The sequence below is a fragment of the Kitasatospora sp. NPDC059827 genome (assembly GCF_042731675.1).
Taxonomy (GTDB): Bacteria; Actinomycetota; Actinomycetes; order Streptomycetales; family Streptomycetaceae; genus Kitasatospora.
The window spans coordinates 84,636-111,180 of the sequence record NZ_JBHWIV010000007.1; the positions used below are offsets into that span (position 1 = coordinate 84,636).

Sequence of the window (26,545 nt, forward strand, 5' to 3'; positions counted from 1 at the left end):
CGGGCGTGCGTCAGGAGTGTGTCAGGGCCGGACGGCGAAGACCCAGCGGTTGGCGGCGAGGGTGTCGTCCGGTTCGGGGAGCGGCCCGCGGCCGTAGTGGCGGGTGAACTCGAAGGGGGTGTGGTCGGTGGTGGACCAGCCGTGCGCGCGGAGGTCGGCGGGGGTGTCGGGGCGGGGTTCGGCGTCGAAGAGGGCGAGCAGGTCGATGCCGGTCCGGTCGCGGGTGGCGGTGTAGACGGGGTTGCCGCGGACGGCCGCGGACTCGATGCCGAGCTTGGCCTCGTAGGCGAGGGTGGAGCCGGGGGCGCTGAGCCGGGCGACGGTGGCGAAGAGTTCGCGTTCGGCGGTGCCGGGCAGGTAGAGCAGCAGGCCTTCGGCGAGCCAGGCGGTGGGCCGGTCGGGGCGGAAGCCGGCGGCGGTGAGCGCCTGGGCCCAGTCGGTGCGCAGGTCGGTGCCGACGGTGACCCGGTGCGGGGTGGTCGGACGGGCGTCGATGCCGTCCAGGACGCCCTGTTTGAAGGCCAGTACCTCGGGCCGGTCGATCTCGTAGAGGGCGCAGTCGGACGGCCAGTCGAGCCGGTACGCCCGGGCGTCCAGTCCGGCGCCGAGCAGGACGACCTGGCGGGCGCCGAGTTGGACGGCGCGCAGCAGCTGGTCGTCCAACGCCCGGGTGCGCAGGGCGAAGTAGCGGCCGAGCCGGCCCCACAGCGGGTCGGCCTCCCCGGCCGGGACGTCCTGGGGGTGGAGCGGCCAGTCGGCGGCGGCGGGGACGGCGCGGACGAAGTGCTCCGCGTACGGGTCCCGGGCGAGGGCGTCGGGGCGGTGGGTCTCGATCGCCCGGGCGGCGGCGACCAGGACGGCGGTGAGGCCCACGCCTTCGGTGACGGTGTGGTCGTCAGTGCCGGGGGTTCCGGTGGGGTCGAGGGTCTCGGTCGCGCCGACACTCATGTGCGCTCCTGTGGTCGGGGGCGGGGGTCTCGGGAGGGTTGGTCCAGACGTCGAGCCGGTCGCGGGTGGTGACGCGGGCGCCGTACACCCGCTGCATGAAGCCGAGGACGGCCTCGTCGGGCAGGTGCAGCGCTGCCGTGCAGTCGGCGAGGACGGTGATGTGGAAGCCCTTCTGGAAGGCGGTGCGCGCGGTGCTGTCGACGCACACGTCGGCGAACACGCCCGTCATGGCGAGGTGGTGGACGCCGCCGTCGACGAGGTGCCGTTCGAAGCCCGCGCTGAGGAAGGCGTCGAAGCAGGCGTGCTTGGTGAACACGGCCTCGTCCGCCCTCGGCGTCACAGCGTGGAACTCGGCGCCCCAGCTGCCGTCGAGGCACTTGGGCCGTTTGCCGAGCGCGGCGTCCCGGTGGCGCCAGCTCGCGCCCTGGTGGGCGGGGTCGCCGAGGAAGCGGACGAAGACCACCTCGGTGCCGTGGGCGCGGGCCGCCTCGACGGCATGGGCGGTGTTGGCGGCGACGGTGGCGAGCCGGGTCGGGTCCCCGGGGTAGCGGGCGGCGGCGACGGGACCGGCGCAGAAGTCGTTCTGCAGGTCGACGACGACCAGGGCGGTCCGGCCGGTCGGCGGCGCCGCGTTCACGCGACCGCCCCGGGCACGGCGTCGGCGGCGGCAGTCACGGTCCAGCTAACGGCGAGTGCGGCGGCGGGTGTCACGGTGCGGCTCCCTCCTCGGCTTGGGTTCCAGCGGGGATCGGACGGTACGTGCCCGATTGGTATCCCACTATTCACCACGGTGTCGGGTGAGCGGGACGTGATCGCCGGGGTTCACCTGATGGGGTCAACTTGGCCCGGCGCTGATGGACCGGGTTCTGCGAGTAGGGCACGGCCGGCTGCCGTGTGGCCTCCCACGTCCGAGCCACCTATGGGGTGGCTGGGACGCGTGACTCACGCCCCGCTCTCCACGCGGTCGCGCCCTTGCGGGCGATGTTGCGGGACGCGTTCCGGTCGGCGTGGGCAACAACCCCGCAGTCGGAGATGCCAGGTGAACCGGATCCAGTCGTCAAGGAGTTGACCCGGGGCGTCAGCGCGCCGTGGCGAGCTGCCAGTCGGCGGGACCGGCCGGTGGCAGGTGGCCGGGCAGGCCGGGGGTCCAGCGCTTGGTGCCGTCCGGCAGGACGGCGAGCGCCTCCACCCCGGGTCGGCGGGCCGCCCAGGAGAGGGCCCGGTCCGGGCCCATCGCGAAGGCGGCGGTGGCCCAGGCGTCGGCGCGGGCGATGCCGGTGCCGGGGGCGCCCACCAGGGTGAGCGAGGCGAGGCCCTCCGCCGGTCGGCCGGTGTGCGGGTCCAGAACGTGGGCGCCGCGTTCGGCGGTGCCGGAGGTGGCGATCGCGAGGTCGCTGCCGCTCAGGACGGCGGCGAGTGCGCCCGGCCGCCCGGGGTGGGCGACGCCGATCCGCCAGGGCCCGCCGCAGGTCTGCACGTCGCCGCCGCCGTTGACGCAGAACTGCCGGGCCCCGGCGGCGCGCAGCAGCCGGGCGGCCTCCTCGACGGCCCAGCCCTTGACCCAGCCGCTGGGGTCGAGCCGGCCGCCGGGGCGCTCGGTGAAGTAGCCGTCGGTCTCGGCCGCGACCTCGCGGCAGGCGTCCAGCACCGTGCGGACCTCGGGATCGCAGTCCGCGAGGGCCAGTTCGCCCCGGTCGAGTCGGCTGATGTCGCTCTCCGGCCGGTACGGGGAGAACACCGCGTCGATCCGGTGCAGCCGGTCGGCGATCCGCCGCAGCGCCTCGGGGGTCGCGGGGCCGGGGTCGCGGACGGCGATCGAGAACACGGTGCCCATCACGGGCTCGGCGTGCCGCAGCACCGGGCGTCAGCCCTTCGCCCGGTCGAGGGCGCTCTGCAGCGAGCGGATGTAGCCGTCGCTGGTGTAGGTCGCGCCGCTGACGGCGTCGATCCCGGCGCTCTGGGCGGAGATCGCCTCCTGGTTGAGGGTGGGGAGGGCGTCGGCGTTGATCTCGCGGTCCCGGCGGTCCTCGGTGGGGTACTTGACCACGTCGACGCCGGTGATCCGGCTCCCGGCGAGGGTGACCTGCACCTGGACCGGGCCGTACCGGGTGTTGATCGTGTCGCCGCTGACCTTCCGGGTGGCGCCGCCCGCCGCCGGTGCGGGCGCGGGCACGGGGGATGCGGAGCCGGAATCGGACGCGGCCCCGGCCCCGGACGCGGACCCGGACCCGGACGAGGTACCCGCCCCCGAGCTGATCACGGGTGCGTTCCCGGTCGCCTGGTGCGGTTTGAGGGAGAGCAGCAGCACCACCCCGGCGGCGGTGGCGGCACTGGTGACGACGGCTCGGCGCATGGACGGCTCCTCGTGTGGTCGGGCTCAGAAGGCGAAGGACTCGTGGTGGATCCGCCCCGGCCGCACCCCGGCCGCCCGCAGCGCCCGTACGGCCTCCGCGGTGACGGCCTCGGGCCCGCACAGGTACACCTCGTGCTCCGCGAGCCCCGGTACCAGGCGGGCCAGCGCCGCCCCGAGGTCCCCGACCTGCTCGCGCGGGCCGAGCAGCTCGTGCACCGTCGCGCCGCGCCGCCGGGCGATCTCCGTCAGCTCCGCCCGGAACAGCACGTCCTCGGCGCGCCGGGCCCGCTGGACCAGGGTGACCTCGCCCGGCAGGGTCTCGAACAGGGCCCGCAGCGGGGTGATCCCGACGCCCACCCCGAGCAGCAGCACCCGGCGCCGGCGCTGCTGCCGCCCGGTGAACGCGCCGTACGGCCCCTCGGCCCGGACCGGGGTGCCCGGGCGCAGCCGGGCGACGGCGGCGCTGTGGCCGCCGAGGTCCTTGACGGTGAACCGGAGGAAGTCCGGGCGGGCCGGCGCGGACAGCGAGTACGGGTTGGCGGCCCAGCGCAGCCCGGGGGCCTGGAACTGGAGGCGGAAGAACTGGCCGGGCTCGGCGCGGAGTTCGTCGAGCCGCCGACCGGACAGGAACAGCGACACCACGCCCGGTCCCTCCGGCCGGATCTCGGCGACCCGCAGCCCGTGCCGCCGGTCGAGCAGCCAGGGCCGCAGCAGCCGGAACCAGCCGAGCAGCGCCGCCGTCCCGAAGTAGAGCGCGTACCAGGCGGCCCGGCCGGGTCCGCCGCCGAGGTCGGCGCCGGTGGTCAGCTGGTGGGCGAAGGCCAGCGCCACCGCGAGGTAGGTGGCCAGGTGCAGGTGGTACCAGGTCTCGTAGGAGAGCCGGCGGCGGGCCGCCCGGGCGGAGACCGCTCCGGTGCCGAGCATCAGCAGGGTGCCGAAGGCGGCCTTGAGCATGTCGGGGTAGTGGAAGACGATCTCCACGCCCTCGTCGAGCGGCCCGCGCCCGTCGGTGAGCGCGTACCCCCAGACCACGGTCAGCAGGTGCACGGTGACCAGGCCGACCAGCCAGCGGCCGCCGTACGCGTGCCAGCGGGCCAGCCGGTCGGCGCCGACCCCGCGCTCCACGGCCGGCAGCCGGGCCATCAGCAGGAGCAGCACCGGTGCGGCGTACCCGGCGAGCAGCCCGGTGATCCGCCCGGCGCCGGTCAGCCAGCCGGCCGCGCCGGCCACCGAGGAGGTGTCCGCCCACCACAGCCCGAGCACGCCGAGCGCGCCGGCGGCGATCAGGCCGAGCGCGGCGCCCGGTGGCAGCGCGAGCGGCGGGCGCTCGGCCGCCCGGTGACGCGGGCCGGCCGGTGTCTGCCGGGACTTCGGTGCGGTGGCAGTGGCCATCGGGGAACCTCCTTGACTCCCGGCGGCGGCACGGCCCCGCCCGGGCGGTCCACGATCGCATCGCAAGCTCTGAGTCGCCTCTGAGCGGACCCGCCGCCGGCGCCCGCCATCACCACCGTTTCCCCTGGTCAGAGGCCATATGGGGCCCACGAACGGCCCCCGCTGATCTCACGGCTTTCTCATCGCGGAAGTCCGGAAGTCCGGCAGCCCGGCAGCCCGGCAGCCCGGCAACCCGGAAGTCCTAGTCGACCCGGACCACGTACTTGCCCCGGACCCCGCCCGCCTCCAGCGCCCGGTGGGCCGCCGCCGTCTCCTCCAGGGGGAAGACCGTGTCCACCGCGGGGCGCAGCTTGCCCTCGACCACGTGGCGGGCGAGGTCGTCGAAGTCCGCCTGCCCGGGGTTGCCGCTGAAGAAGCGCACCCGGCCGCGTCCGTGGACGGTGCTGGCCGCGAGGTAGCCGAAGGACGCGGCGGGCCGTTTCGGGTCGAAGGCGATGGTGACCATGCGCCCGCCGGGCGCCAGTCGGCGCCGGTAGGCGCGCAGGTCGGTCCCCGCCGTGTCCAGGACCACGTCGAAGCGGTCCAGATCCGCCGCCCGCACCGTCCGGTGGTCGATCGCCCGGTGCGCGCCGAGCCCGCGGACGAAGTCGAGGCCGGTGGCGCGGGCGAGGGCCGTGACCTCGGCGCCGTAGGCCCGTCCGAGCTGGACGGCGGCGTTGCCGACACCGCCCGCCGCGCCCCGGACGAGGAGCCGTTCGCCGGGGCGCAGCCCGGCCTTGTCCCGCAGTGCGGTGATGGCGGCGGTGGCCACCGGCAGGGCGGCGGCGTCCACCGGGTCGAGGCCGTCGGGGAGCCGCCCGACCCGCGCGGCGGGCACGCTCACGTACTCGGCGGCGCTGCCGAACCCGGAGGTGCGGCCCAGGACTCCCCACACCCGGTCGCCGGGCGCGAACCGGGTGACTCCGGCGCCCGGTTCGGCGACCTCGCCGGTGAAGTCCAGGCCGACCCGCCGGGGGAAGGTCCGGCCGCTCAGGAGCCGCAGACGGCCCGAACGGACGGTCAGTTCACCGCCGTTGACACTGAACGCGCGCACCTTCACCAGCACCTCGCCGGGGGCCGGCTCGGGGCGCGGCACGCGGCCCACGTACAGCACCTCGGGGCCGCCGTAGCGGTCGTACAGCACGGCCTTCATCATCCGGTCGTTCATCGTTCTCCCTTTGCGGCCCGGGGACTTGCGGTTCCGGCAGCGACCGTAAGCTCTCAAGTGGACGCAATCGTCCGTTTGGACCGGAAGCGAGAGACAGTGATGGTGGATTCCTCTCGGATCACAGCCCGGGGCGGGGTGCGGGCGGACGCCCGGCGCAACCGGGAGCGTGTCCTCGTCGCCGCCCGGGCGGTCTTCGCGGAGCACGGGATCGACGCCCCGATGGCCGCCGTGGCCCGTCGGGCCGGGGTCGGCGTGGCGACGCTGTACCGGCACTTCCCGACCCGGGACGCCCTGGTGCGGGGCGCGTTCGCGCAGCAGATGCAGACCTGCGCGCGGGCGCTCACCGAGGCCCTGGCCGCCCCCGACCCCTGGCAGGGCTTCCAGCGGTTGATCGAGACGGTCTGCGCGCTGCAACGGGAGGAACGCGGGTTCCCGGCCGCGTTCGTCACCGCCTTCCCGGACAGCGGGTCGCAGCACGCGCACGCCCGCCGACGGGCCGAGCGCGACATCACGACCCTGGTGCGCCGGGCGCAGGCCTCCGGCGCGCTGCGGACCGACTTCCACCCCTCCGACCTCGCCGTGGTGCTGCTGGCCCACTGCGCCCTGGTCACCGCCCTGCCCGACGACGGTGCGGCCTCCCGGCGCCTGGTGGCCTACCTGCTCCAGTCGTTCCGCGCCGACGGGGCCCGCGGACCGCTGCCCCCGCCGGCCGCGCTGACCCTGCGCGACCTCCCGGCCGCGGCCGACGGCCGGACCCCCTCGCCGCCCGCCCACCCCGGAACATGACGTAACGTCAGAAGCCCACGCACAGGATTCTGACGACCACGTGAGAGGTACCGACATGCCCCGCCCAGCACACATCGCGATGGTGAACATCCCGGCGCACGGCCACGTCAACCCCAGCCTGGACGTGATCCGGGAGCTGGTCTCCCGCGGCCACCGCGTCAGTTACGTCAACGACCCGACCTTCGCCGAGCAGATCGGGACCACCGGCGCCCGGCTCGTGCCGTACGAGACCGGCCTGGAGATCCTCAAGGGCCGTGCGGTCGTGCCCGGGACCAATGTGCACGGCATGGTCTTCGGCGAGGCGCAGGCCATGCTGCCCCGGATGCGGGAGGCCTTCCATGACGACCGGCCCGACCTGGTGCTGTACGACTTCATGGCGTACGCGGGACGGGTCCTGGCCGACGGCTGGGGCGTGCCGTCGATGCTGGTCTCGCCGTCCCGGATCGCCCAGGCCGACCCCGAGGCGGAGCCGTTCCGGACGGTCATGGCGGCCCTGGAAGCGGAGGGCGTACCGGAGCGCTTCGCCAAGTGGCTGGCCGAGAACGGGGTGGCGCCCCGCGACATGTTCTCGTACATGATGCGCCCGGACCGCGGGCTCGCGCTGATCCCCCGGGCGCTCCAGAACGCGGTCGACGAGGTCGACCCGGAGGTCTTCTCCTTCGCCGGCCCCTGCCTCGACAACCGGGAACACCAGGGCGGTTGGACCCGACCGCAGGGCGCGCAGAAGGTCCTGCTGGTCTCGCTCGGCTCCGCCTTCACCCACCAGCCGGCCTTCTACCGGGCGTGCCTGGAGGCCTTCGGGGACCTTCCCGGCTGGCACGTCGTGCTCCAGGTCGGCAAGGCGACCGACCCGGCGGAGCTGGGGCCGATCCCGGCCAACGTCGAAGTGCACCCCTGGGTCCCGCAGTTCGCGGTGCTGCGGCAGGCCGACGCGTTCATCACCCACGCCGGGATGGGCGGGTGCAGCGAAGGCCTGTACTGCGGGCTGCCGATGGTGGCGGTGCCCCAGGCCGCCGACCAGTTCGAGAACGCGGACCGGCTGGTCGAACTCGGCGTCGCACGGCGCCTGGACACCGAGCAGGCCACCGCCGAGGCGCTGCGCTCCGCCGTACTGGAGCTGACCACCGACCCGGCGGTGGCGGCCCGGCTGGCCGAAATCGGCGCGGAGGTCCGCGCGGGCGGCGGCGCGTCGAGGGCCGCCGACCTGATCGAGGCCGCCCTGGTCTGACACGGCCCGCGCGCTGCGCCCGCCCCCCGCCCCCGCCCCCGCTCCTGGCCGGGGGCGGCGTGCGGTCAGCGCGGTGCCGTCGCCCCGCCCAAGGGGGCCCGGCGCGGCGAGACCCGGCGGTGACTGATCCGCCAACCGTCCGCGGTGCGCACCACGGTGTCCTCGTAGGAGACGGAGCCGCAGGAGCCGTCCGCCCGGACCCCCAGCCCCTTGGAGCGGACCCGCACCCGGCCGTCCGCCCCCGCCGTGACGACGACATTGGTGACGTGGTGCGCGACCGGGTTGCCCGCGCCCAGCGCCCGTGCCGCCGCGCGGACGGCCGCCACTCCGGACAGCGGCTCCTGGCCGAACTCGGTGAGGTCGTAGACCGCGTCGACGGTGAACACCTCGTCCAGCCGGTCGAGGTCTCCGTCGTCGACGAGGTGACCGTGCATCGAGACCAGGTCGACGACGGCCCAGCGGTCCTCCGGGGTGAGTGACACGAGCGTCCTTCCGGTCAGATCGAGTCGGGGGTCGGGTCAGGGGTCGGGGCGGGGAGGCGGCCGGACAACAGGGCGCGGCCGAGGGGGGTAGGGCGGTGGGTGACGGTGCGGCCGTCGCGGTCCTTGGTGGTGAGGCCGGAGTCGGCGAGGACGGTGGCGTGTTCGCTGGCGGAGGCCGTGGAGATGTCGAGCAGCCCGGCCAGGTCCTTGGTGGAGCACGGGCCGTGGGTGGCGATGGCCTCCAGGGCGGCGGCGCGGGTCTGGCCGAGCAGGGCGGTGAGGTTGCGGCTCGGGGCGGGTTCGGGCTCGGGCTGCAAGGGGCCGCTGATCCTCGCCGGGTAGAGGAGGACGGGCTGCTGCCGGGGGTCCTCGAAGCGGGCGATGACGGGGCGGCGGGGGCCGAACACGCAGGGCTGGAGCAGGAGTCCGCGACCGTCCAGCCGGATGTCGTGCCGGCAGGCCCCCACCAGCGGGAAGCTGAGCACCGGGCGGCGCCAGGAGACGGACGGGTGCAGCGAGGCGAGGACCCGGTCCGGTTCGCCGAGCCGGCGGCGCCTACCGTGGTCGGTGGTGACGATGGTCTCGATCTGCCGCCGGTACGGGTCGATCGCGCGGGTCTGGTAGTCGGCGGTGACGTTGCCGAGCAGCCGCCGGGCCCGCCGGTCGCCCGCGGCCACGCCGCGCGCGAAGGCGCTCAACTGCCTGGTCCCGCCGACCGATCGCAGGTGGTCGCGGAGCGGCTCCTCGGGCGCCTCGGCGGTGGCGCTCTCGGTGGCGCCGGGGTCGCGGCGCACGGCGAGGAACTCCGGGATGGCCGAGGGGGTGTAGAGGTCGAAGAGCAGCGCGGTCCGGGGGTTCCAGGACGCCCGCAGCCGGTTGCGCCACACCTGGAAGCGTGGATCGCAGCGGCCGCTGACCAGGCCGTGGACGCTGAGGGACAGCTCCATCGACATGTCCGGACGCTCCGCCACCCGGACGCGGTCCAAGTCGTCCGTACCGAAGATGATTCGCAGCACGGACAGGATCGTCACCCCGCGGGCGGCCGCTCCGCAAGACCGTTCGGCGAGGACCGAATCCATTGCCCTCCGGCCCCGGGACCCGGCAGGCTCGGAGGGCCGGCGGGGCGGCGCCCGTCGCCCCGCCCGGGCGGGTGCCCCGGGTGACGGACCGGGGCACCCCGCCGGCGCGGGGGCGGCGGAACGCGGCCGGGCTCAGCCCAGCTCGGCCGCCGACTCGACGACCACGCCGTACAGGTCCCCGACGGTGGCGAGCGCGCCGCGGTGGACCTGGGCGGCGGTGAGCTCCTCGGCGCCGGAGCCCAGCGGGCGGGTCGCGCAGGCGTCGGCGACCACGGTGGGGCGGTTGCCGCGCAGGAAGGCGCCCGCGGTGGTGAAGGCGACGCACATGTGGGTCATGAACCCGGCGACCACGACCTCCTGGTGGCCGGCCGCGTCGACCAGTTCGCCCAGCTCGGTGCCGACGAAGGCGTCCGGGGCCTGCTTGACCACCACCCGCTCGCCCTCGGCCGGGGCCACCGCCGGGTGGATCTGCCCGATCTCCTCGCGGATGTCGTACGGGGTGCCGGCGCCGCCGTCGTTGACGACGTGGACGACGGTGGCGCCCTCGGCCCGCGCCCGGGCGAGCAGGCCGGCGGCCGCGTCGAGGGCCTCGCGCCAGCCGGTCAGCTCCATCACGCCGCGGGTGTAGGTGTTCTGGTAGTCGACCAGGACGAGGGTGCTCGCGCCGAGCCGGGCGGGCTTGTCGTCGAGACCGGTGAGGGTGCGCAGGGTGGTGCTGGGCATGGCTGTGCCGCCTTCGGGCCTGGGGGTGTCGGGGCAGGTCACGCGGGGTGCGGCCTGCCCCAGGAACGCTACGGGCGGGCCCGGTGTGGCGGCAATGCCGTCTAACATGCAGAATCCGACATCGGCGCCGACGTCGACTGTCGGAGTCGGCACCTGCACCGGAGTGAGAGAGGGAGGCCCCGTGGAGCGCGCGCAGCGGCTGGTCGTCATCGTCCTGTTCGAGGGCGTCGACCTGCTGGACGTCACCGGACCGCCCGAGGTGTTCGCGCTGCTCAGGCGGGAGACCGGGGACGCGGTCGGCTACCGGGTGGTGCTGGCCGCCGCCACCGCCGATCCGGTCACCACCGCGGCCGGGGTGCGGATCCTGCCCGACCTGACCTTCGACCGGGCCGCCGCCGAGGGCGGCATCGACACCCTGCTGGTGCCTGGGTCGGTGGAGGTCGACGCGGCCGGGCGGGTCCGGGCGGTGGCCGACCCGGAGGTGGTCGGGCAGGTGCGCCGGCTCGCGGCCCGCTCACGCCGGGTCGCCTCGGTGTGCGTCGGCGCGCACCTGCTGGCCGCCGCCGGGCTGCTGGACGGCAAGCGGGCCACCACCCACTGGTCGACCGCGGGCCAACTCGCCGCCGAGTACCCGCAGATCGAGGTCGACGCCGACCCGATCTTCATCCGCGCGGGCGAGGTCTGGACGGGCGCGGGCATCAGCGCCTGCCTGGACCTCTCGCTCGCCCTGGTCGCCGAGGACTTCGGCGAGGAACTCGCCCTGCGGGTCGCCCGCCAGCTGGTGATGTACCTCAAACGTCCCAGCGGCCAGAGCCAGTTCAGCGTCCCGCTGGAGCCGGTCTCCACCACCCGGCGGATCGAGGAGCTGCGCCACCACATCCTGCGCCACCTGACCGGCCGGCTCACCGTGCCCGAGCTGGCGGCCCACGTGCACCTCAGCGAACGGCAGTTGATCCGGATCTTCAAGACCGAGCTGGGCACCACCCCGAGCGCCTACATCGAGTCCGCCCGGGTCGAACTCGCCCGCCACCGGCTGGAGTCGGGCGACGACACCCTCGAACGCATCGCCACCGCCTGCGGGTTCGGCACCACCGACACGCTGGTGCGGGCCTTCCGCCGCCGACTGGACACCACGCCGACCGACTACCGCCAGCGCTTCCGCACGGCCGTCACGGCCCTGGCAGATGGGACGGGTACGACGGACGTCACGGCCCCACGGGCTGACACAGCCGCACCGTGAACACCGTGCGGCCCGGTCGGCTGGCCGCCTCGACCGTGCCGCCGTGCGCCTGGACCACGGCCCGGACGATGGCCAGGCCCAGTCCGGTCGAGCCGGTGGCCCGGGAGCGGGCCCGGTCGCCCCGGACGAAGCGTTCGAAGACCCGTTCCAGCAGCTCCGCCGGGATCCCCGGCCCCTCGTCGGTGACGCTCAACTCGACGTGCTCGGCGCCGGGTTCGAGGCGCAGCTCGACCGCCGTGCCGGCCGGGGTGTGGGTGCGGGCGTTGGCCAGCAGATTGGCCACCACCTGGCTCAGCCGGTGCTCGTCCCCGCGTACCAGGACCGGCTCCTCGGGCAGCGCCAGGCGCCAGCGGTGGCCGGGCCCGGCCACCCGGGCGTCGGCCACGGCGTTCAGCGCGATCCGGGTGAGGTCCACCTCGTCCCCGGCCAGCGGGCGGCCCGCGTCCAGCCGGGCGAGCAGCAGCAGGTCCTCGACGATCGCGCCCATCCGCAGCGCCTCGGCGTCGATCCGCTCCAGCGAGTGCCGCACCTCGCCGGGCACCTGGCCCGGGTGGCGCAGCGCCAGTTCGGCGTGGCCGCGGACGGCGGCCACCGGGGTGCGCAGTTCGTGGCTGGCGTCGGCGGCGAAGCCGCGCAGCCGCTCCTCCACGGCGTGCCGGCGGGCCAGCGCGTCGCCGACGTGGCCGAGCATCCGGTTGAGGGCGGCGCCGACCCGGCCGACCTCGGTGCGCGGGTCGTCGTCGGGGACCCGCTCGGCGAGCATCACCTCGCCGCTGGCGAGCGGCAGCGCGCTCACCCGCTCGGCCATGCCGACCACCCGGCGCAGCGGGCGCAGCGACCAGCCGACCCAGACCGCCCCGGCGGCGCCGGCCGCGGCGACGGCGATCGCGAAGACGGTCAGCTCCAGGGTCTCCAGCCGCGTCACGGTGTCCTCGGCCGGGCCCAGCGGCAGCCCGCAGACCAGCACGTCGGCGTCCCGCCCGGCCACCGCGCGGACCCGGTAGTGGCCCAGGGTGCCGCCCAGGTCGAGGGTGCGGGCCGAGCCGCCGACCGGCAGGGCGGCCAGTGAGCGCTGCTGATCGGGCGTGAAGGTGACCCGGTCGTCCGCGTCGTCCGGGTTGTCGGCGTCGTCGGCGTCGCCGTCGACCACCCCGGCGGCGGTGACCTTGCCCCCGAGCAGTCGTACGCCCAGGGTGCCGGGGGTCTGGGCCCGGGTGTCCGGGCCGGCGCCGGTGCCGGTGTGCTCCAGGCTGGCGGCGTAGCGGCCGCCGGCCTCGGCGAGCTGCTGGTCGAGGCGGTCGACCAGGAAGTGCCGCAGGGCGGCGGCGGTGGCGAAGCCGACGGCGGCGCAGGTGACGACCAGCAGCACCAGCAGTCCGGCGATCAGCCGGGCGCGCAGGGTGCGGGGCAGCAGCTTCCGCAGGGCCCTGATGACCCGCGCGGCGGCCCGTCTCACTGCGCGGCCTTGATCAGGTAGCCCGCGCCCCGGACGGTGTGGATCATCGGGCTGCGGCCCGCGTCCAGCTTCTTGCGCAGGTAGCTGATGTACAGCTCGACGATGTGCGCCTGCCCGCCGAAGTCGTACGACCAGACCGCGTCCAGGATCTGCGCCTTGCTGAGCACCTGCCGGGGGTGGCGCATCAGGTGGGCGAGCAGCGCGTACTCGGTCGGACTGAGCTCGATGGTCTCGCCGTCCCTGGTGACCTCGCGGGCCCGGTCGTCCAGGACGAGGTCGCCGAGCACCAGGGCGTGCGCGGGCGGTCGGCGCGGCCCGTCCGTCGGTGCGGCCCGGCGCAGCAGCCCGCGCAGCCGGACCACCACCTCGGCCAGGCTGAACGGCTTGGTGACGTAGTCGTCACCGCCGGCCGCGATCCCCGCGATCCGCTCCTCGACGGCGTCCCGGGCGGTGAGGAAGAGCACCCGCACCTCGGGCTGCTCGGCGTGGATCCGGCGCAGCACCTCCAAGCCGTCGAGGTCGGGCAGCATGACGTCGAGCACCACGGCGTGCGGCCGCCAGTGCGCGGCCTCCCGGACGGCCTCCAGGCCGGTGGTCGCGCCGCGGGCCTGCCAGCCCTCGTAGCGGACGGCGCCGCAGACCACCTCGACCAGGTCCGGTTCGTCGTCGACGACCAGGACGCGCCAGTCCGGGCGGTCGGCGGTGTCGTCCATGCTGCTCCCTCGGCTCGGCGGTGGACGGCGTCCACTCCGGCGGCGTTCGTACCGGCGGTGTCCATCCCGACGGCGCTCATGCAGGCGGCGCTCATACAGGCGGCGTTCGTGCCGGCGGCGCTCAGTCTGGCCCGCCGCGATGAGAAACCCGTGAGATCGGCGGAACCGGCTCGTGATCCCCGCAGGGCTACTGACCTGCGAAAACAGGGCCGGGGGAGAGTGCCGGCCACGGCGCGGACCGGCGAACCTGTGGTCCGGCGGCCGGTCGGCGCCGCGCGCGAGCACGTCCCGCGCGGCATCCTCCTGTTCCACGCGGGACGTCATGGACTGAGCGCGGAGCCCGCCCGGTCGTCCTGGGGGCGGGGCCCGGTGTAGGTGGCCCGGGCCCGCATCCGCAGGGGTTCCTCGCGGTACTCCTCCACCGCGTGGGCCAGCCAGCCAGGGGTGCGGGCCACGGCGAAGACGACCTCGCCGGCCTCCGCGGGCAGTCCGGTGGTCAGCGCCATGGCGGCCAGTGCCAGGTCGATGTTGGCCCGCTGGGCGGGCCGGCCGGCCGGGCCCGCGGCCGCCTCCACCGCGGCGACCGCCGCCACCACCTCCGCTCCGCCGTCGAGCCGGCCGACCGCGTCGAGCAGGGCGACCGCCCGGGGGTCGCCGTCCGGGTAGAGCCGGTGGCCGAGCCCCGGGATCGGCCGGCCGGTGCGCAGGTAGTCGGAGACCACGGGCACCGCGCCGTCGGCCAGGACCTCGGCGAGCATCCGGTGCGCCAGCGGGCTGGCGGCGCCGTGCAAGGGGCCGTCGGTGGCGCCGAGTCCGGCGGAGACCACCGCGTACGGATGCGCCCGCGCCGAGGCGGCCACCCGCGCCGCCACGGTGGAGACCGCCAGCTCGTGGTCGATCAGCAGGACGAGGGCCCGGTCCAGGCAGGCCAGCTCCCCGGGGGCGGGGGCGGCGGGCGCCAGCCGGCTCCACAGCCGCGCGGCCAGCGGGGCGTCGGGCCCGGGGTCGGGCGCGGTGCGCGGCAGGGCCTCCACCATCCCGGCGATCAGAGCCGCCCCGGCGGCCCGGACGGTCTGTTCGCGCAGGTCGAAGCGGAGCGGGTCGAGCGCGGCGGCGACGGTGACCGAGATCCGGAGCCGGTCGGGCAGCCGGATCCCGTCGGGCAGCGCGGCGGCGGCCCGGGCCAGCGCCTCGGCGGTGGCCGGCGGCACCCGCAGCTCCACCGGGGCGTCGGTGTCCAGCCCCCAGAACCAGCCGATCACGGCCTCGAAGCCGTGCCCGGCGGCCAGGTCGACGGCGTCGCGGCCGCGGTAGTGGAGCCGGCCGTTCTCGATCAGGGTCAGCCCGGTCCGGACCTCGACCGGTTCGCTGCCCCACCCCGGTTCGGCGCCCGACGGCTCGCCCGCCGCCGGGCGCACCGGCGCGCGACGGCCGCGGGCGGCCAGCTCGGCGACCTCGCGGGCGTCGAAGGTGCTGCCCTTGCCTCCCGGGGCCCGCTCGCTGCTGAGCTGCCCGCGGCTGGCGTAGGCGTACACCGTCTCCACCTTCACGCCGAGCTGCTCGGCGACCTGCTGGGTGGTCAAGCGTTCGGCCATGGTCCGCCCTCGTCGTCCTGTGACGCCTCCGCGCCTTGATGATCCACAGTATTACACATTGATTTCAATCAACATTGACAACATGGATCAATGATCGGAGAGTACAGAACGTCGCCGGAGCACCCAGCCGGGAAGATCCACGAGAAGGGCCACTGCCATGCCGAGCACCACCATGCCGAGCACCACCGAGATCGAGGTCCCCCGCGGCCTCAAGGGCGTCGTGGTCACCGAGACCGAACTCGGCGACGTCCGCGGCCTGGAGGGCTTCTACCGCTACCGCCAGTACTCGGCGATCGACCTCGCCGAACAGCGCACCCTGGAGGACGTCTGGCACCTGATGCTCCTCGGCGAACTGCCGGACGCACCCGCCCGCGCCGCCTTCCTCGCCCGCGCCACCCCACTGCGCCGCCTGCCGGACGCCCTGCGTCCGCTCCTGCCCGCACTGGCGGCGAGCACCGCGCACGGCGGCCCGCTCGCCACCCTGGGCGCCGCGCTCTCGGTCGCCGCCGCCGACCGCGGCATCCGCCCCCTCTACGACACCGCGCCCGAACAGCGGATCGAGGACGCGCTGTTCGCCACCGCGCTGGTCCCCACCGTCCTGACCGCGCTGCACCGACTGCAGCAGGGCCGGCAGCCGGTGGAACCGCGCGACGACCTCGGCTACGCCGCCAACTACCTCTACATGCTGACCGGCGAGGAGCCCGGGCCCGCCGAGGCCCGGGCGATCGAGCAGTACCTGATCTCCACCGTGGACCACGGCTTCAACGCCTCCACCTTCACCGCCCGGGTGATCGCCTCCACCGGGGCCGACCTCGTCGCCTGCCTGGTCGGCGGGCTCGGCGCGCTCTCCGGACCCCTGCACGGCGGCGCGCCCAGCCGGGCCCTGGACACCCTGGACGCGATCGGCACCCCGGACCGGATCGACGGCTGGATCCGCGAGCACGTCCTGGCCGGCGACCGGATCATGGGCTTCGGCCACGCCGTCTACCGCACCGAGGACCCGCGGTCCCGGATGCTGCGCGGCGTCGCCGAATCCTTCGGCGGTGAACTCGTCGACCTCGCCGTCCAGGTGGAGACCCGGGTCGAGGCGATCCTGGCCGAGCTCAAGCCGGGCCGCGAACTGCACACCAACGTCGAGTTCTACGCCGGCGTGGTGATGCACCTCTGCGGCCTGCCGAGGGAGATGTTCACCCCCACGTTCGCCGCGGCCCGGGCGATCGGCTGGAGTGCCAACATCCTGGAGCAGGCCGCCGACCCCAAGATCATCCGCCCGGCCGCCCGCTACACCGGCCCCGCGGCTCCCCAGCCCCTGCCGACGGCCTGACCGCCGTGACCGCCCTGGCCACCCTGGCCGCCCTGGCCGCCCGCCTACTGAGGGCTCCGGGCTCCGGACTCGGGGTGGATCGGAACAGATTCATCCGAACGAGTGAACGACACAGGTGCCCCATGCCCACCACTCGCTAACGTGCCCGAGGATTCCCGGCAGACCATCGGAGGGGTGGGTTCCATGGAAGCGGATCGGCGTTTGCTGGTCAGTGTGTTCGGACCGCAGGAGGCACGCGAGGCGGTGCTCGGCGGTGCCCGCATCATCGACAGCGAGGACCCGCGCAGCGCCCTCGGCACCATCAAGCCGCGGCGGATCATGGACATCGCCGACGCGGTGCTCGCCGCCCGCCGGGCACTGCCCGTCCAGCTGAGCACCAACATCGGCGAGGACCAACTCCTCTTCCGCCGGGCCGACAACGGCCTGGCCCTGGCCAAGTCGGCCTACGAGCAGGTCGGCAAGGCGGCGCAGGCCGCCCTCGGAGTGGCCCTCGCGATGGGCACCCGGGTGCACCCGTGCGGGATCGTCAAGGTCGGCCTGGACGGCATGACGGCGGATCAGGCCGGCGAGGTGCTGCGCGAGATCGTCGCCACCGTCCGCAGGGCCGACGGCCTGTCGGCGACCCGGGTGATGGCCGTGCTGTTCGCCCAGGACCTCGACCTGTGGGACACCCGGAAGACCCTCCCGCAGGTCCGCCGCGCCCTGGTCGGCCTGCGCGAGTACCAGCCCTGCGCCCCGGACGCCCCCGGCGCCTTCGACCTCGCCGACCACGCGGACGCCCTCGGGCTGCCCGGCCGCCCCGAGGAGGCTGCGCTCAAGGCCGCCGGCGCCCTCCCGGACGCCGCCCGCGGCACCCACGTCGCGGTCACCGAGCCCTTCCCGCACGACCGTTACGGCCTGACCCGGGCCCGCCGCACCGACCGCGCGGCGATCCGGGCGATGGTCGAGGCGAGCGCCGCGGCCGGTGCGGACGCGATCATGCTCGACACCAGCATCCTGCTCAAGGTCGCCCGGATCGGTCTGGTCTCCACCGCCGGCAGCACCGAACTGGTCGACCTCGACCGCCACGACACCGACGCCCACGGCCTCGCCCGGGCCGGCATCCTCACCCTCGACGAGGTCCGCTACTTCGTCGACCTCTGCCACGCCCACGGCCTGGAGGCCAACCTGGCCGGCTCCCTCCAGAGCCACCAGGCCCAGCAGCTCTGGCGCCTCGTCCCCGACCTCGACCAGCTCTCCGCCCGCGGCGGCGTCAGCGCCCTCGTCCGCGACCCCGAGGGCGGCACCGGCCGCGCCACCCGCCACGACCGCACCGTCCAGCGGTCCCTGGTCCGCGGACTCGTCCCACCCGAGCAGCACGGCCACCTCCTCGTACCACCCCCGATGGCCGGCACCGAGGACCTCGCCACCCTCCTCAAGCGCCACCCCGACCTCCCCGCCTACCTCACCACCCCCCACGGCGACCTCACCCCGCTCACCTGATCCCGCCATCGTTGGACGACGGCTACCGGGCCCCGCACACTCGCGGCTCCGCGAACCCCCTGCAGCGCTGGGCGGCGGCGCTCTCGGCATCCGGGACGTCGGCGTTGCCGGCCTCGTGCTCCGACTCCGAGTAGCGCTGGACCGAGGTGAAGTAGGGCAGCTCGCCGAGCTGGAACTGCATCTGCCCCAGTACGGGGAAGCCGGGCACCTCGGCGATGACGATGCGGAACAGGGCCGTCATACCGGGCCGGCCGATCAGGTCGGCGTAGCGGTGGCCGATGGAGGTCAGGCCGGAGCGCGGGTCTCCGGCCTGGGGCGGGCGACGGTGTCCGCAGTGTCACGCTGCCAGGACTCGGTGACGACGGCCTCGAAGAGGGCCGCCTCATCCAGTCGCTCGTGCCGCTGCTGGCGCAGGGCGCCCAGGTCGTCAACGTCTCGTCGTCGTTGACTCGCCGGACCAGTCCGGCGACGTCGGTCTACTCCGCTTCGAAGGCCGCCGTCGAAGCTCTGAGCCGCACGCTGGCCGCAGAGCTCGGCCCCCGAGGCATCCGGGTCAACTCCATCGCCCCGGGGCCGACCGCCACCGACTTCAACGGCGGTGCCATGCGGGATGACGCCGGGATGCGCCAGGGGCTGGCCGGACAGACCGCGCTCGGCCGAGTCGGCGAACCCGAGGAGATCGGCGGCGCCATCGCCACGCCGGCGTCGGAGGGCCTGCGCCGGATGACCGCCCAGCGCATCGAGGTCTCCGGCGGCTTCCTCCTCCGACCGACCGACCGGGCGGGCCCGTCCCGGGCCGCGCCGGATGGTGCCCACGTAGTGTGAGATCTTCGATGGAGTGGCAGGGGTGGAGGCCGTGGAGATCACCGTCCAGTGGATACGGACGTCCTGGACGAAGCGGTCCCGGGGAGGAGAGGCTGCGGCTCGCAGGAACGCGGCCCCGGTCGGCTTCACCGTCCCGAACGCGCCGTCCTCGTTGGCGCACGTGGTCCGCATGCATGAGCGTGACGGCTTCGAGCCCAGTGGCGGCCTGGAAGAACTGAGCAAGGTCGATGTCCAGCTTCGCGAGGTCGACGGACGGTTGCGGGTCCTTCCCCGAGTGCAGCCGCTGTTCGCCGTACCGCCTCGGCCGCGGCGTCCCCCGGCTGTGCGTCTTGTCCCCGGACAGTGGGTCCGTTGGCAGCTCAACTACCGTTTCAGCAGTGCGGCGGGGATGCAGGACTGGTCGTACTGGCTGGATACCTTCAATGTCGCCTACGGCCCCGTGACCGCCGATGTCTTCTTGTCGGAGCCCACCGTGTTCATCGACGAGCGGGGACTACTCCGGTAGCGGCTTGGTGGTGTGACCGAGCACTGGGGTGTCCGGCCTCCGCTTCGGTGCTGCTGGGCTGTTCGAGGTCGACCAGGAGCCTGTCGATACGGTCGCCGGTGCAGCGGTGGCGTTCGACCGCGCGGTCCCAGCTGCGCTCGGCGGCGTCGCGGGCAAGGGTTTGCTCAACTTCGCGTCGCGCCCGCAGTCGTGGCGCGTACCCGGGCGTGGTGGCGAACGTCGGGCAGGTCAGGTAGAGGTCGCACGCGCAGGGGCCCTCCACGGGAAGCCTGAGACAGCGGCCGAGTTCGAGCTCGGTCTTGAAGAAGTCGGTCTTGAGCCAGCCGATCGACGCGTCCGGCAGGGTGCCGTTGCGAAGTTCGTCGCCGGGGCCGGTGCCGCCGCGTCCGCCGGGGCGGCCAAGGGTCTGTTGGGAACGTGCTGGTGACAGCCAACAAGAACATCTGACTCCGCTGTGCTCGTTGTCAGTCCACCCTCGTAGGCTCTCGGCGACCTGATCGAAGGGATTGCCGTGGAAGACCCAACGGGCATCGCAGCGCTGGCCAAGATCCTTCCTCCAGATCTTGGCACTGACGAGGGGATCGACTGGTCGGCCGCGGAGACGCGGTGGGGCACGCGGCTCCCGCGGGACTACATGGCCTTCATGTCCGTGTACGGTGCCGGCTCGTTTGCGGAAGTCTGCATCCTCATGCCGCTGCCGAAGGAGTACATCTAGTGGGATCCCGGGACCTTCGAGGAGGAGACGGAGAACGCCCGCTACACCTGGGAGATGCTGGACGGCCAGGAAGGCCTCGACATCGACCCGGACCACATCCTCGCCTGGGGCGTCACCTCTGGCCCGGACATCCTCTGCTGGCTGACCACCGACCCTGACCCAGACCGTTGGCCTGTCCTGGTCTGTGGCCGCCACACCCGCGACGACTTCACCCTGTTCCCCTGCGGCATGGTCGAATTCCTCCGCAAGCTGCTCCTGGACGAATTCGACCCGTACCCACTCAGCATCGATCTTCGCGACGCCCCACCGCGCTACGTGCACTGGTTCGAGCAACAACGGCGCTCGAAGGCGAGCTTGGACCGATACTCCGGTGAACCACGGCCAGCCAACCAGTAGGGGTTGTCGAGGCCCTGCTGGTCATAGCCACTCGTTGATCGCTGGGATCAGCACGGCGTCTCGCTCGGCCCCTGTCAGAGCTGATCCAACTCCCAGCCCTCAACGCCTATTAGGCCTACTCGTCCCGTGCCAACCGCGCCTACCTGCGCCAAACGCGGCATCAAGACCGTCGTCCCGGAGATGCGGGACCAGACTGCTCGAGTTGAATACGCGAGCCCACCAGTACCGAGGCCAGTCTCACCCTCTGGGCCGAGGGCGGCCCCGGCGGTAAGGCGTGGGGCGCCGGGGTCAGGGGGTGGCGGTGCGGGGCTGGCGGGGGAGCGGGAGGGTGAGGGCCTCGGGGGAGGCGGGCGGGAGGGCCAGGGCGGAGGCGGTCTCGGCCGGGAGGGGGCGGAGGCCGAGGAGGCCGGTGGTGAGGCGGGTGGTGGCGCGGTGCCAGTCGGGGATGCGCTGGAGCATGGCGTGGCCGCTGCCGGTGACGGTGTAGCCGCAGACGCGGGCGCCGGCGGCGCGGCTGCGGGCGGCGAAGGCGTGGGTGTCGGCGGGCAGGGTGACGGTGTCGCGGTCGCCGTGCAGCAGCAGGACGTCGCGGTCGGCGAGCTGCTCGCAGGGGTCGGCGGCCGGGCACCAGGGGGCGAGGGCGACCAGGCCGGTGACGGCCGGGTGCCCGCCGGCCCGCAGCGCGGCGCGGCCGCCCATGGAGTGGCCGACCAGGACGGTGGGCACGCGGCCGAGCGCGGCCGTCAGTTCGTCGAGTGCGGTGGACGCGTCCCGGGCGGCGTCGGCGCGGGCACCGTTCCAGCCCCGGTGGCGGTAGCGGACGGTGGCGACGGCGACGTCCTGGCCCGCGGTCTCCCGGGCCAGGGCGCGCAGGAAGCCGTGCATCCGCAGCAGCGGGAGGTTGAACCGGCGGGGCCGGGCGAGGTTGTGCTCCTCACCGCCGTGCAGGACCAGGACGGCCGCCCGGGCCACCGGGGGCCGCACCTGCCAGCGCAGCGCCCGGTGCGCGGCCGCACCGGTGCCCGGGCCCGTACTCGTACCCGCGCCCGTACCTTCGCCCGCGGTGGCACCCGGGCCCGCACCGCCACCGTTCACCTTCGCACCGTCCAGCACAGTCCAGCTCCGTCCCGCCCCGTCACCGTCGATCCGCAGTCCGTGGCCCCCGCCCCCGTCGGCCCGGACCGCCACTGTACGCGTGCGGTCGGCGGGACCGTTCACCCGACGGAACCATCCCGGACATTCCGGCGCGCGCGGTCGGGGTGGGGTGCTGCTATCCACGAAGGGTGGGGGGTCGCCTGCGCCGCTCGTGGCGCCGTGTCATCGAGTGGAGGACTCCGTGGCTCAGCAGCTCGCACTCTCCGTCGACTTCGGGTCGGGTTTCACCCAGGCCTGGGGCAAGATCGCCAAGGTCGTCCCGCAGTTCATCGCCTTCCTGGTGATCCTCGCCATCGGCTGGTTCGTGGCCAAGGCGATCGCCCGGATCCTGGACCGCGTGCTGCGCCGCGTCGGTTCCGAGAAGGTCGCCGAGCGGGCCGGGATGGCCCGGTACCTGAGCGGTTCCAAGTACGACATGACCGGCATCATCTGCAAGATCGTCTACTACGCGGTCCTGCTGATGGCGCTCCAGCTGGCCTTCGGCGTCTTCGGGCCGAACCCGATCAGCGTGATGATCCACAGCATCGTCGCCTGGCTGCCCAGGGGCATCGTCGCGGTCGCGATCGTGGTGGTGGCGATGGCCATCGCCAACGGTGTGCGCGACATCGTCGGCAACGCACTGTCCGGCGCCTCGTACGGGCGCACCGTCTCCACCGTGGCCTGGGCGTTCATCGTGGCGCTCGGGGTGATCGCGGCGCTCGGCCAGGCCGGGATCGCGACCGCGATCACCGGGCCGGTGCTGATCGCGGCGCTGGCCACCGTCACCGGGGTGCTGGTGGTCGGCGTCGGCGGCGGTCTGATCATGCCGATGCGCCAGCGCTGGGAGCGGTGGCTGGACAGCGCGGAGCAGGAGACCGCCCGACTGCGCGGCACCGCCTACCAGGCCGGCCGCTCGGACGCGCTGGCCAACCAGCCGATCCGCCCGACCACCCAGACCGGCCCGGGCAACCCGCCGGCGCCGGGGATCGACCCGGGTGAGAATCGGTAGATCGGTCTACGGGGTCTGGCTGGTCTTCTCGGTGCACCCGGTACATCCGGTACATCCGGTACATCCGGTACGCCCGGCGTATCTGGCCTACCTGGCCTACCCGGCCCACCTGGCCTGATGGGAGATCTCTAGACCGGTCTACATATCCATTGGGCTCGGCACGAGATAGGTAGACCGGTCTACAGGCTCAGAGAAGCCTGTAGACCGGTCTGCATACTTCCCCCGCGACTCTGCGATGCCGCGATGCCGCGATGCGCGATCGGTGGACCAGGTCCACCGGCTCCGCCCGCCCCCCGGCCGCCTCCGCCCCCTCGGATCAGACCTCCAGCAGGCCCTGGTCACGCACCAGCCAGCAGATCGCCGTCAGCCTGGTCACGGCATAGTCGTAGCCGACCGGCTCCCGCCAGCCGATCTCGGTGAGCGCGTCCAGGAAGCCGAGCGCGTAGTCCGACAGTTCCTCGCGGTCCAGCGGCTGGGGCGCGAGCTCCGCGCCCTGTGCGTACAGCAGCTCGCGCAGCATCGCCGCGTGCTGGTCGACGGCCGCGACGAAACCGGGCTCGAAGGCGAACTCGGCCAGCCGGGGCGTGAAGGCGGCCACGATGCCGGGCAGCGGGCAGCCGGCCGGCTCGTCGGGGGAGCGCCGGAAGGACTCGTCGGGGGTCGCGAACATCCGTCCACGGTAGGCGAACCGCCGTGGTGGCGAGCCGGGCTGTGACGGTTCCGTGCTGAGACCTTGGCCACCTTCGGAACGTTCCGTGGCATGGCCGGTTCCCTGTGTTCCCGAACGGGTGGTCCGTACCAGAATGGCCCGCATGGACCTCCGCATCTTCACCGAGCCCCAGCAGGGCGCGAGCTACGACACCCTCCTCAAGGTCGCCCGCACCACCGAGGAGCTCGGTGCGTTCAGCGCCTTCTTCCGCTCCGACCACTACCTCAAGATGGGCGACGTGGACGGCCTGCCCGGCCCCACCGACGCCTGGATCACGCTGGCCGGCCTGGCCCGCGACACCAGCACCATCCGCCTCGGCACCCTGATGACGGCCGCCACCTTCCGGTTGCCGGGCGTCACCGCGATCCAGGTCGCCCAGGTCGACGCGATGAGTGGCGGCCGGGTCGAGTTCGGCCTCGGCGCCGGCTGGTACGAGGCCGAGCACGCCGCGTACGGCATCCCGTTCCCGAAGGAGAAGTTCGGGCGGCTGGAGGAACAGCTGGAGATCATCACCGGACTGTGGCGGACCAAGCTCGGCGACACCTTCGACTTCGCCGGGGAGTACTACACCCTCACCGACTCGCCCGCGCTGCCCAAGCCCGTCCAGGAGCGCATCCCGGTGCTGGTCGGCGGTTCGGGGCCGAAGCGCACCCCGGCGCTGGCCGCCCGGTTCGCCGACGAGTTCAACCTGCCGTTCGCCTCGCTGGACGACACCGCCGCCCAGTTCGGCCGGGTCCGGGCCGCCGTCGAGCAGGCCGGACGCTCGGCCGACGACCTGGTGTACTCCAACGCCCTGGTGCTCTGCGTCGGCCGGGACGACGCCGAGGTGGCCCGGCGGGCCGCCGTGATCGGCCGCGACGTGGCCGAGCTCAAGGAGAACGGCCTGGCCGGCACCCCGGGCGAGGTGGTGGAGAAGCTCGGCCGGTACGCGGCGGTCGGCAGTGAGCGGGCCTACCTCCAGGTGCTCGACCTGAGTGACCTCGACCACCTGGAGCTGGTCGCCGCACAGGTGGCCCCGCAGCTCGGCTAGCGAGCTGGTTCGGAGTCGGTTCGGAGCCGGTTCGGCGCCTCATGGGTTGCCGTGCGTACCGACTTCCGGGAAACGGCTGCGGTCCGGGGCGTGAGCGAGGTGTCCTGGGCCGCAGTGACGTTGCCGCCGGTCCACTGACGGCCCGCCGGAGGCTCCGGCGGGCCGTCGGACCGGGTCCAGCACCACGACTTCGTCCGTGTCGCCGATCCGGACGAAGTCGTGGGTCACCCGCGCATGTTGGTGGACTACCGGGAGACCGTCCGGCCGTCCTGGCTGCCGTTGTCGGTCGGGTACAGGTGCGCCCACGAGAGGGTGCACGAGAAGGTCCACCACGCGTTGTTGTACCCGGACTGGTACTTGTCGTTCCAGTTGAAGGAGTAGTAGTTGCCGCAGACGTCCTGGGCGGTGATGTAGAACTCCTCGTCCGTGTCACCGATGTTGACGTGCCAGCCGACGACGTTGTTGTTCGCGTAGACCTGGTACCACGAGCCGTGGCTGCTGCTGGCGCTGTCCGAGCCGCTGGAGGACGCGGACGCGGTGCCTGTCGCACCGAGCACCGTCGCGCCGGCGATGGTGAGCGCGACAAGGATCTTCTTCGCGTGCAAGGTTCTCTCCCTTGGTAGCTGGGGGTGGAGACGGAGCCCGTCGGCGTTTGCCCGCTCGCCCGGGTTCGGCCCGCCGGCGCTCATTCATCCGCACCGACGGCCCGTCCGAAAGCCCCGGCGCCGTACAGCGGACACCGGACGACAGACCCGGACGCCCGGTGGCTCCCCACGGTCGGCGCAGCGGCGCAGGTGGGGGCCCGGCCGGGGAGGCGATCACGAGTTTGCTCGTTCACACGCGCGCGACCATGTTCTTCCGGTACAACCTGACATGTCTGGACAGGCGTGGACGGGCAAGGCCCGTCCCACCTGTCACCGGGGGCAGACGGGAGGGCGTAATGGGCCAGGAGGACGACGTTGCCGAGTTCCTCGACCGCTTGAGACAACTGCGGGCCCTCGCCGGCAATCCGTCGTTCCGGACGATGTCCAGGACGTCGGGAATCGTCTCGCACTCCGCCCTGCACGAAGCGATAGCCGGCCGGCGGTTACCCACCTGGCCCGTGGTGCGCGAGTTCGTCAAGGCCTGCGGCGGCGACGAGGCGGAGTGGCGCCGGGCCTGGGCCGCAGCGGCGAACCCGGCGAGAGGGCCCGGCCGCCTCCCGCCCGACGCCGCCCACGAGGCGGACCACCCGGTCGAGCAGCCCGCCGGACCCGCCGGACCCGCCGAGGCGCTCGGCGCGACCAGCTCGCCCCGGCCCGCGCCCGTGCCGAGACGGAGGTGGTTCGGGCGGCGCGGTGGGGTGGCGTCCCACGGAGCCGCCCTGCTGGCGGGCATCGTCATAGGCGCCGTCACCGGCTACGTCGTCGGCAGCCCCGCCTCCGCCCAGAGGGAGGTGACCGCAGCGCAGCAGTGCCAGGACGCGATCAGTGACGACGGCGTCCAGCAGCCGCTCGCGGCCCACGGTCAGCGGGCCCTGGACGCCGCCGACCCCGCACCGGCCGGCCAGTCACCGGGCGCACCGGCCTGGGTCGGCCGCCCCGGCGCGGAGGCTCACATCCTGACCGGCACGAGCGCCGCGGTCCCGATCACCCAGAACGTGGCCGCGGGCGACGCACTCGTCGTGTCGATCATGCTGACGTCCACCTGCCCGGCCCCACTGACCGTCACGGACAGCCGCGGCAGCCGCTACCAGCTGGTCGCGGACGTGTTCGACACCCGCCACCACCGCGTGGCCATCCTCGCCGCGTTCGACGTGGCCGCCCTCTCGACCGCCGACCACCTGGCGGTCACCTACGTCACCGCCAGTAAGTACCACGTAGTCGTCGACGAATACCGCGACATCCACTCCGTGGCCGCTCGGGCGACCGGCCTCGGGGAGTCCGGGGGCACCAGTTTCGGCATCACCGGCCCCACCTGCCGGGCGGGCCAGCTCCTCGTCGGCGCCGTGGGTTCGAACAGCGGCACCGGCCCGCTGTTCGAGCCCGGCTGGGCCGACCTGCCGACGGTGAAGTTGTCGTCCTACTGGCTGACGACCGGCTACCGGCTCGTGCGGACGCCGGGCCCCTGCTCCCTCGCCGGAGCCACGACCGCCCAGTGGGGCGCGGTTCTGGCCGTGCTGCAGTAGGACCGGTCCGACCCCCGAACCAGCTCACCAGGCCCTGTCCGGCAGGA

General features: G+C 74.0%; 28 protein-coding genes. 12 read left to right on the forward strand and 16 right to left on the reverse strand.

Annotated features, from left to right (window positions below; translation table 11 throughout):
- Positions 1–21: 21 nt before the first annotated feature.
- The 6 genes from ACFV8H_RS06635 to ACFV8H_RS06660 form a co-directional block, all read right to left on the reverse strand.
- On the reverse strand, positions 22–948 hold the full coding sequence (locus ACFV8H_RS06635) for a class I SAM-dependent methyltransferase (protein WP_380397038.1): 927 nt from the start codon (positions 946–948) through the stop codon (positions 22–24).
- Entirely contained in the window at positions 896–1,585 is a 690-nt protein-coding gene (locus ACFV8H_RS06640) for a cysteine hydrolase family protein (RefSeq protein WP_380397040.1), read from the reverse strand. The genes ACFV8H_RS06635 and ACFV8H_RS06640 overlap by 53 nt, the downstream gene beginning before the upstream one ends.
- A 441-nt stretch (positions 1,586–2,026) precedes the next feature.
- Positions 2,027–2,782 (reverse strand): FAD:protein FMN transferase, encoded by a 756-nt coding sequence (locus ACFV8H_RS06645; protein WP_380397228.1) that lies wholly within the window; start codon positions 2,780–2,782, stop codon positions 2,027–2,029.
- A gap of 30 nt (positions 2,783–2,812) precedes the next feature.
- A complete protein-coding gene (locus ACFV8H_RS06650) occupies positions 2,813–3,301 on the reverse strand; it encodes an FMN-binding protein (RefSeq protein WP_380397042.1) in 489 nt (162 codons plus the stop codon).
- A gap of 24 nt (positions 3,302–3,325) precedes the next feature.
- Positions 3,326–4,693 carry a ferric reductase-like transmembrane domain-containing protein gene (locus ACFV8H_RS06655; protein ID WP_380397044.1) on the reverse strand — a complete coding sequence of 456 codons (1,368 nt, stop codon included), beginning with the start codon at positions 4,691–4,693 and terminating at the stop codon, positions 3,326–3,328.
- A gap of 241 nt (positions 4,694–4,934) precedes the next feature.
- The gene (locus ACFV8H_RS06660; RefSeq protein ID WP_380397046.1) at positions 4,935–5,900 is read right to left on the reverse strand and encodes an NAD(P)-dependent alcohol dehydrogenase; all 966 of its coding nucleotides are present in this window, start codon (positions 5,898–5,900) and stop codon (positions 4,935–4,937) included.
- Between the two features lie 99 nt (positions 5,901–5,999).
- Between ACFV8H_RS06660 and ACFV8H_RS06665 the strand changes: the two genes are divergently transcribed.
- A complete protein-coding gene (locus tag ACFV8H_RS06665; RefSeq protein ID WP_380397048.1) occupies positions 6,000–6,686 on the forward strand; it encodes a TetR/AcrR family transcriptional regulator in 687 nt (228 codons plus the stop codon).
- 55 nt (positions 6,687–6,741) lie between these two features.
- Positions 6,742–7,914: a macrolide family glycosyltransferase gene (locus ACFV8H_RS06670; RefSeq protein WP_380397050.1), complete on the forward strand. Its 1,173-nt coding sequence runs from the start codon at positions 6,742–6,744 to the stop codon at positions 7,912–7,914.
- A gap of 65 nt (positions 7,915–7,979) precedes the next feature.
- Here ACFV8H_RS06670 and ACFV8H_RS06675 read toward each other — a convergent pair whose 3' ends face one another.
- From ACFV8H_RS06675 to ACFV8H_RS06685, 3 genes are all read right to left on the reverse strand, one after another.
- A complete protein-coding gene (locus ACFV8H_RS06675) occupies positions 7,980–8,396 on the reverse strand; it encodes a nuclear transport factor 2 family protein (RefSeq protein ID WP_375884291.1) in 417 nt (138 codons plus the stop codon).
- Between the two features lie 14 nt (positions 8,397–8,410).
- Positions 8,411–9,412, reverse strand: coding sequence for an ArsR/SmtB family transcription factor (locus ACFV8H_RS06680; RefSeq protein WP_380397052.1), 1,002 nt, complete (start codon positions 9,410–9,412; stop codon positions 8,411–8,413).
- A 195-nt stretch (positions 9,413–9,607) separates the two neighbouring features.
- Entirely contained in the window at positions 9,608–10,198 is a 591-nt protein-coding gene (locus tag ACFV8H_RS06685) for an isochorismatase family protein (protein ID WP_375884294.1), read from the reverse strand.
- A 181-nt stretch (positions 10,199–10,379) separates the two neighbouring features.
- Here ACFV8H_RS06685 and ACFV8H_RS06690 point away from each other — a divergent pair, with 181 nt between their 5' ends.
- The gene (locus ACFV8H_RS06690; RefSeq protein ID WP_380397054.1) at positions 10,380–11,438 is read left to right on the forward strand and encodes a GlxA family transcriptional regulator; all 1,059 of its coding nucleotides are present in this window, start codon (positions 10,380–10,382) and stop codon (positions 11,436–11,438) included.
- Here the strand turns inward: ACFV8H_RS06690 and ACFV8H_RS06695 are convergent.
- The 3 genes from ACFV8H_RS06695 to ACFV8H_RS06705 form a co-directional block, all read right to left on the reverse strand.
- Positions 11,404–12,894 carry a sensor histidine kinase gene (locus ACFV8H_RS06695; protein WP_380397056.1) on the reverse strand — a complete coding sequence of 497 codons (1,491 nt, stop codon included), beginning with the start codon at positions 12,892–12,894 and terminating at the stop codon, positions 11,404–11,406. The genes ACFV8H_RS06690 and ACFV8H_RS06695 overlap by 35 nt on opposite strands.
- A complete protein-coding gene (locus ACFV8H_RS06700; RefSeq protein ID WP_380397058.1) occupies positions 12,891–13,607 on the reverse strand; it encodes a response regulator transcription factor in 717 nt (238 codons plus the stop codon). The genes ACFV8H_RS06695 and ACFV8H_RS06700 overlap by 4 nt, the downstream gene beginning before the upstream one ends.
- A 320-nt stretch (positions 13,608–13,927) precedes the next feature.
- Entirely contained in the window at positions 13,928–15,202 is a 1,275-nt protein-coding gene (locus ACFV8H_RS06705) for a citrate synthase (RefSeq protein ID WP_380397060.1), read from the reverse strand.
- 157 nt (positions 15,203–15,359) lie between these two features.
- Here ACFV8H_RS06705 and ACFV8H_RS06710 point away from each other — a divergent pair, with 157 nt between their 5' ends.
- Both ACFV8H_RS06710 and ACFV8H_RS06715 read left to right on the forward strand, forming a co-directional pair.
- Complete coding sequence (locus ACFV8H_RS06710) at positions 15,360–16,526, forward strand: citrate/2-methylcitrate synthase (protein WP_380397062.1); 1,167 nt, start codon at positions 15,360–15,362, stop codon at positions 16,524–16,526.
- A 213-nt stretch (positions 16,527–16,739) separates the two neighbouring features.
- Positions 16,740–18,008 (forward strand): (5-formylfuran-3-yl)methyl phosphate synthase, encoded by a 1,269-nt coding sequence (locus tag ACFV8H_RS06715; RefSeq protein WP_380397064.1) that lies wholly within the window; start codon positions 16,740–16,742, stop codon positions 18,006–18,008.
- 22 nt (positions 18,009–18,030) lie between these two features.
- On the opposite strand, the gene ACFV8H_RS06720 is transcribed toward ACFV8H_RS06715, so the two are convergent.
- Positions 18,031–18,249 (reverse strand): TetR/AcrR family transcriptional regulator C-terminal domain-containing protein, encoded by a 219-nt coding sequence (locus tag ACFV8H_RS06720; RefSeq protein ID WP_380397066.1) that lies wholly within the window; start codon positions 18,247–18,249, stop codon positions 18,031–18,033.
- Between the two features lie 155 nt (positions 18,250–18,404).
- Between ACFV8H_RS06720 and ACFV8H_RS06725 the strand changes: the two genes are divergently transcribed.
- The 4 genes from ACFV8H_RS06725 to ACFV8H_RS06740 all read left to right on the forward strand — a co-directional run bounded on the left by ACFV8H_RS06725 (position 18,405) and on the right by ACFV8H_RS06740 (position 20,449).
- Entirely contained in the window at positions 18,405–18,833 is a 429-nt protein-coding gene (locus ACFV8H_RS06725; RefSeq protein WP_380397068.1) for an SDR family NAD(P)-dependent oxidoreductase, read from the forward strand.
- 31 nt (positions 18,834–18,864) lie between these two features.
- Complete coding sequence (locus ACFV8H_RS06730) at positions 18,865–19,338, forward strand: hypothetical protein (protein WP_380397070.1); 474 nt, start codon at positions 18,865–18,867, stop codon at positions 19,336–19,338.
- Positions 19,339–19,849: 511 nt separating this feature from the next.
- Positions 19,850–20,053 (forward strand): hypothetical protein, encoded by a 204-nt coding sequence (locus tag ACFV8H_RS06735; protein ID WP_380397071.1) that lies wholly within the window; start codon positions 19,850–19,852, stop codon positions 20,051–20,053.
- A 54-nt stretch (positions 20,054–20,107) separates the two neighbouring features.
- On the forward strand, positions 20,108–20,449 hold the full coding sequence (locus ACFV8H_RS06740; RefSeq protein WP_380397073.1) for a hypothetical protein: 342 nt from the start codon (positions 20,108–20,110) through the stop codon (positions 20,447–20,449).
- A gap of 288 nt (positions 20,450–20,737) precedes the next feature.
- On the opposite strand, the gene ACFV8H_RS06745 is transcribed toward ACFV8H_RS06740, so the two are convergent.
- Complete coding sequence (locus tag ACFV8H_RS06745; protein ID WP_380397075.1) at positions 20,738–21,562, reverse strand: alpha/beta hydrolase; 825 nt, start codon at positions 21,560–21,562, stop codon at positions 20,738–20,740.
- A 223-nt stretch (positions 21,563–21,785) separates the two neighbouring features.
- Between ACFV8H_RS06745 and ACFV8H_RS06750 the strand changes: the two genes are divergently transcribed.
- On the forward strand, positions 21,786–22,592 hold the full coding sequence (locus ACFV8H_RS06750; RefSeq protein WP_375884318.1) for a hypothetical protein: 807 nt from the start codon (positions 21,786–21,788) through the stop codon (positions 22,590–22,592).
- 316 nt (positions 22,593–22,908) lie between these two features.
- On the opposite strand, the gene ACFV8H_RS06755 is transcribed toward ACFV8H_RS06750, so the two are convergent.
- Positions 22,909–23,262 (reverse strand): DUF6401 family natural product biosynthesis protein, encoded by a 354-nt coding sequence (locus ACFV8H_RS06755; RefSeq protein ID WP_380397077.1) that lies wholly within the window; start codon positions 23,260–23,262, stop codon positions 22,909–22,911.
- A gap of 142 nt (positions 23,263–23,404) precedes the next feature.
- On the opposite strand from ACFV8H_RS06755, the gene ACFV8H_RS06760 reads away from it, so the two are divergent.
- Positions 23,405–24,331, forward strand: coding sequence for an LLM class F420-dependent oxidoreductase (locus ACFV8H_RS06760; RefSeq protein WP_380397079.1), 927 nt, complete (start codon positions 23,405–23,407; stop codon positions 24,329–24,331).
- A gap of 245 nt (positions 24,332–24,576) precedes the next feature.
- Here the strand turns inward: ACFV8H_RS06760 and ACFV8H_RS06765 are convergent, their stop codons facing one another.
- Complete coding sequence (locus tag ACFV8H_RS06765; RefSeq protein WP_375884324.1) at positions 24,577–24,936, reverse strand: hypothetical protein; 360 nt, start codon at positions 24,934–24,936, stop codon at positions 24,577–24,579.
- A gap of 335 nt (positions 24,937–25,271) precedes the next feature.
- Between ACFV8H_RS06765 and ACFV8H_RS06770 the strand changes: the two genes are divergently transcribed.
- Positions 25,272–26,498, forward strand: coding sequence for a helix-turn-helix domain-containing protein (locus ACFV8H_RS06770; RefSeq protein ID WP_380397081.1), 1,227 nt, complete (start codon positions 25,272–25,274; stop codon positions 26,496–26,498).
- Positions 26,499–26,545: the final 47 nt, after the last annotated feature.

Bases quoted from the DNA above. Each gene is read 5' to 3' on its own strand.
- ACFV8H_RS06635 (WP_380397038.1), bottom strand. From the start codon at position 948: ATGAGTGTCGGCGCGACCGAGACCCTCGACCCCACCGGAACCCCCGGC.
- ACFV8H_RS06645 (WP_380397228.1), bottom strand. From the start codon at position 2,782: ATGGGCACCGTGTTCTCGATCGCCGTCCGCGACCCCGGCCCCGCGACC.
- ACFV8H_RS06650 (WP_380397042.1), bottom strand. From the start codon at position 3,301: ATGCGCCGAGCCGTCGTCACCAGTGCCGCCACCGCCGCCGGGGTGGTG.
- ACFV8H_RS06655 (WP_380397044.1), bottom strand. From the start codon at position 4,693: ATGGCCACTGCCACCGCACCGAAGTCCCGGCAGACACCGGCCGGCCCG.
- ACFV8H_RS06660 (WP_380397046.1), bottom strand. From the start codon at position 5,900: ATGAACGACCGGATGATGAAGGCCGTGCTGTACGACCGCTACGGCGGC.
- ACFV8H_RS06665 (WP_380397048.1), top strand. From the start codon at position 6,000: ATGGTGGATTCCTCTCGGATCACAGCCCGGGGCGGGGTGCGGGCGGAC.
- ACFV8H_RS06670 (WP_380397050.1), top strand. From the start codon at position 6,742: ATGCCCCGCCCAGCACACATCGCGATGGTGAACATCCCGGCGCACGGC.
- ACFV8H_RS06685 (WP_375884294.1), bottom strand. From the start codon at position 10,198: ATGCCCAGCACCACCCTGCGCACCCTCACCGGTCTCGACGACAAGCCC.
- ACFV8H_RS06700 (WP_380397058.1), bottom strand. From the start codon at position 13,607: ATGGACGACACCGCCGACCGCCCGGACTGGCGCGTCCTGGTCGTCGAC.
- ACFV8H_RS06705 (WP_380397060.1), bottom strand. From the start codon at position 15,202: ATGGCCGAACGCTTGACCACCCAGCAGGTCGCCGAGCAGCTCGGCGTG.
- ACFV8H_RS06710 (WP_380397062.1), top strand. From the start codon at position 15,360: ATGCCGAGCACCACCATGCCGAGCACCACCGAGATCGAGGTCCCCCGC.
- ACFV8H_RS06720 (WP_380397066.1), bottom strand. From the start codon at position 18,249: ATGACGGCCCTGTTCCGCATCGTCATCGCCGAGGTGCCCGGCTTCCCC.
- ACFV8H_RS06740 (WP_380397073.1), top strand. From the start codon at position 20,108: ATGCTGGACGGCCAGGAAGGCCTCGACATCGACCCGGACCACATCCTC.
- ACFV8H_RS06755 (WP_380397077.1), bottom strand. From the start codon at position 23,262: ATGTTCGCGACCCCCGACGAGTCCTTCCGGCGCTCCCCCGACGAGCCG.
- ACFV8H_RS06760 (WP_380397079.1), top strand. From the start codon at position 23,405: ATGGACCTCCGCATCTTCACCGAGCCCCAGCAGGGCGCGAGCTACGAC.
- ACFV8H_RS06770 (WP_380397081.1), top strand. From the start codon at position 25,272: ATGGGCCAGGAGGACGACGTTGCCGAGTTCCTCGACCGCTTGAGACAA.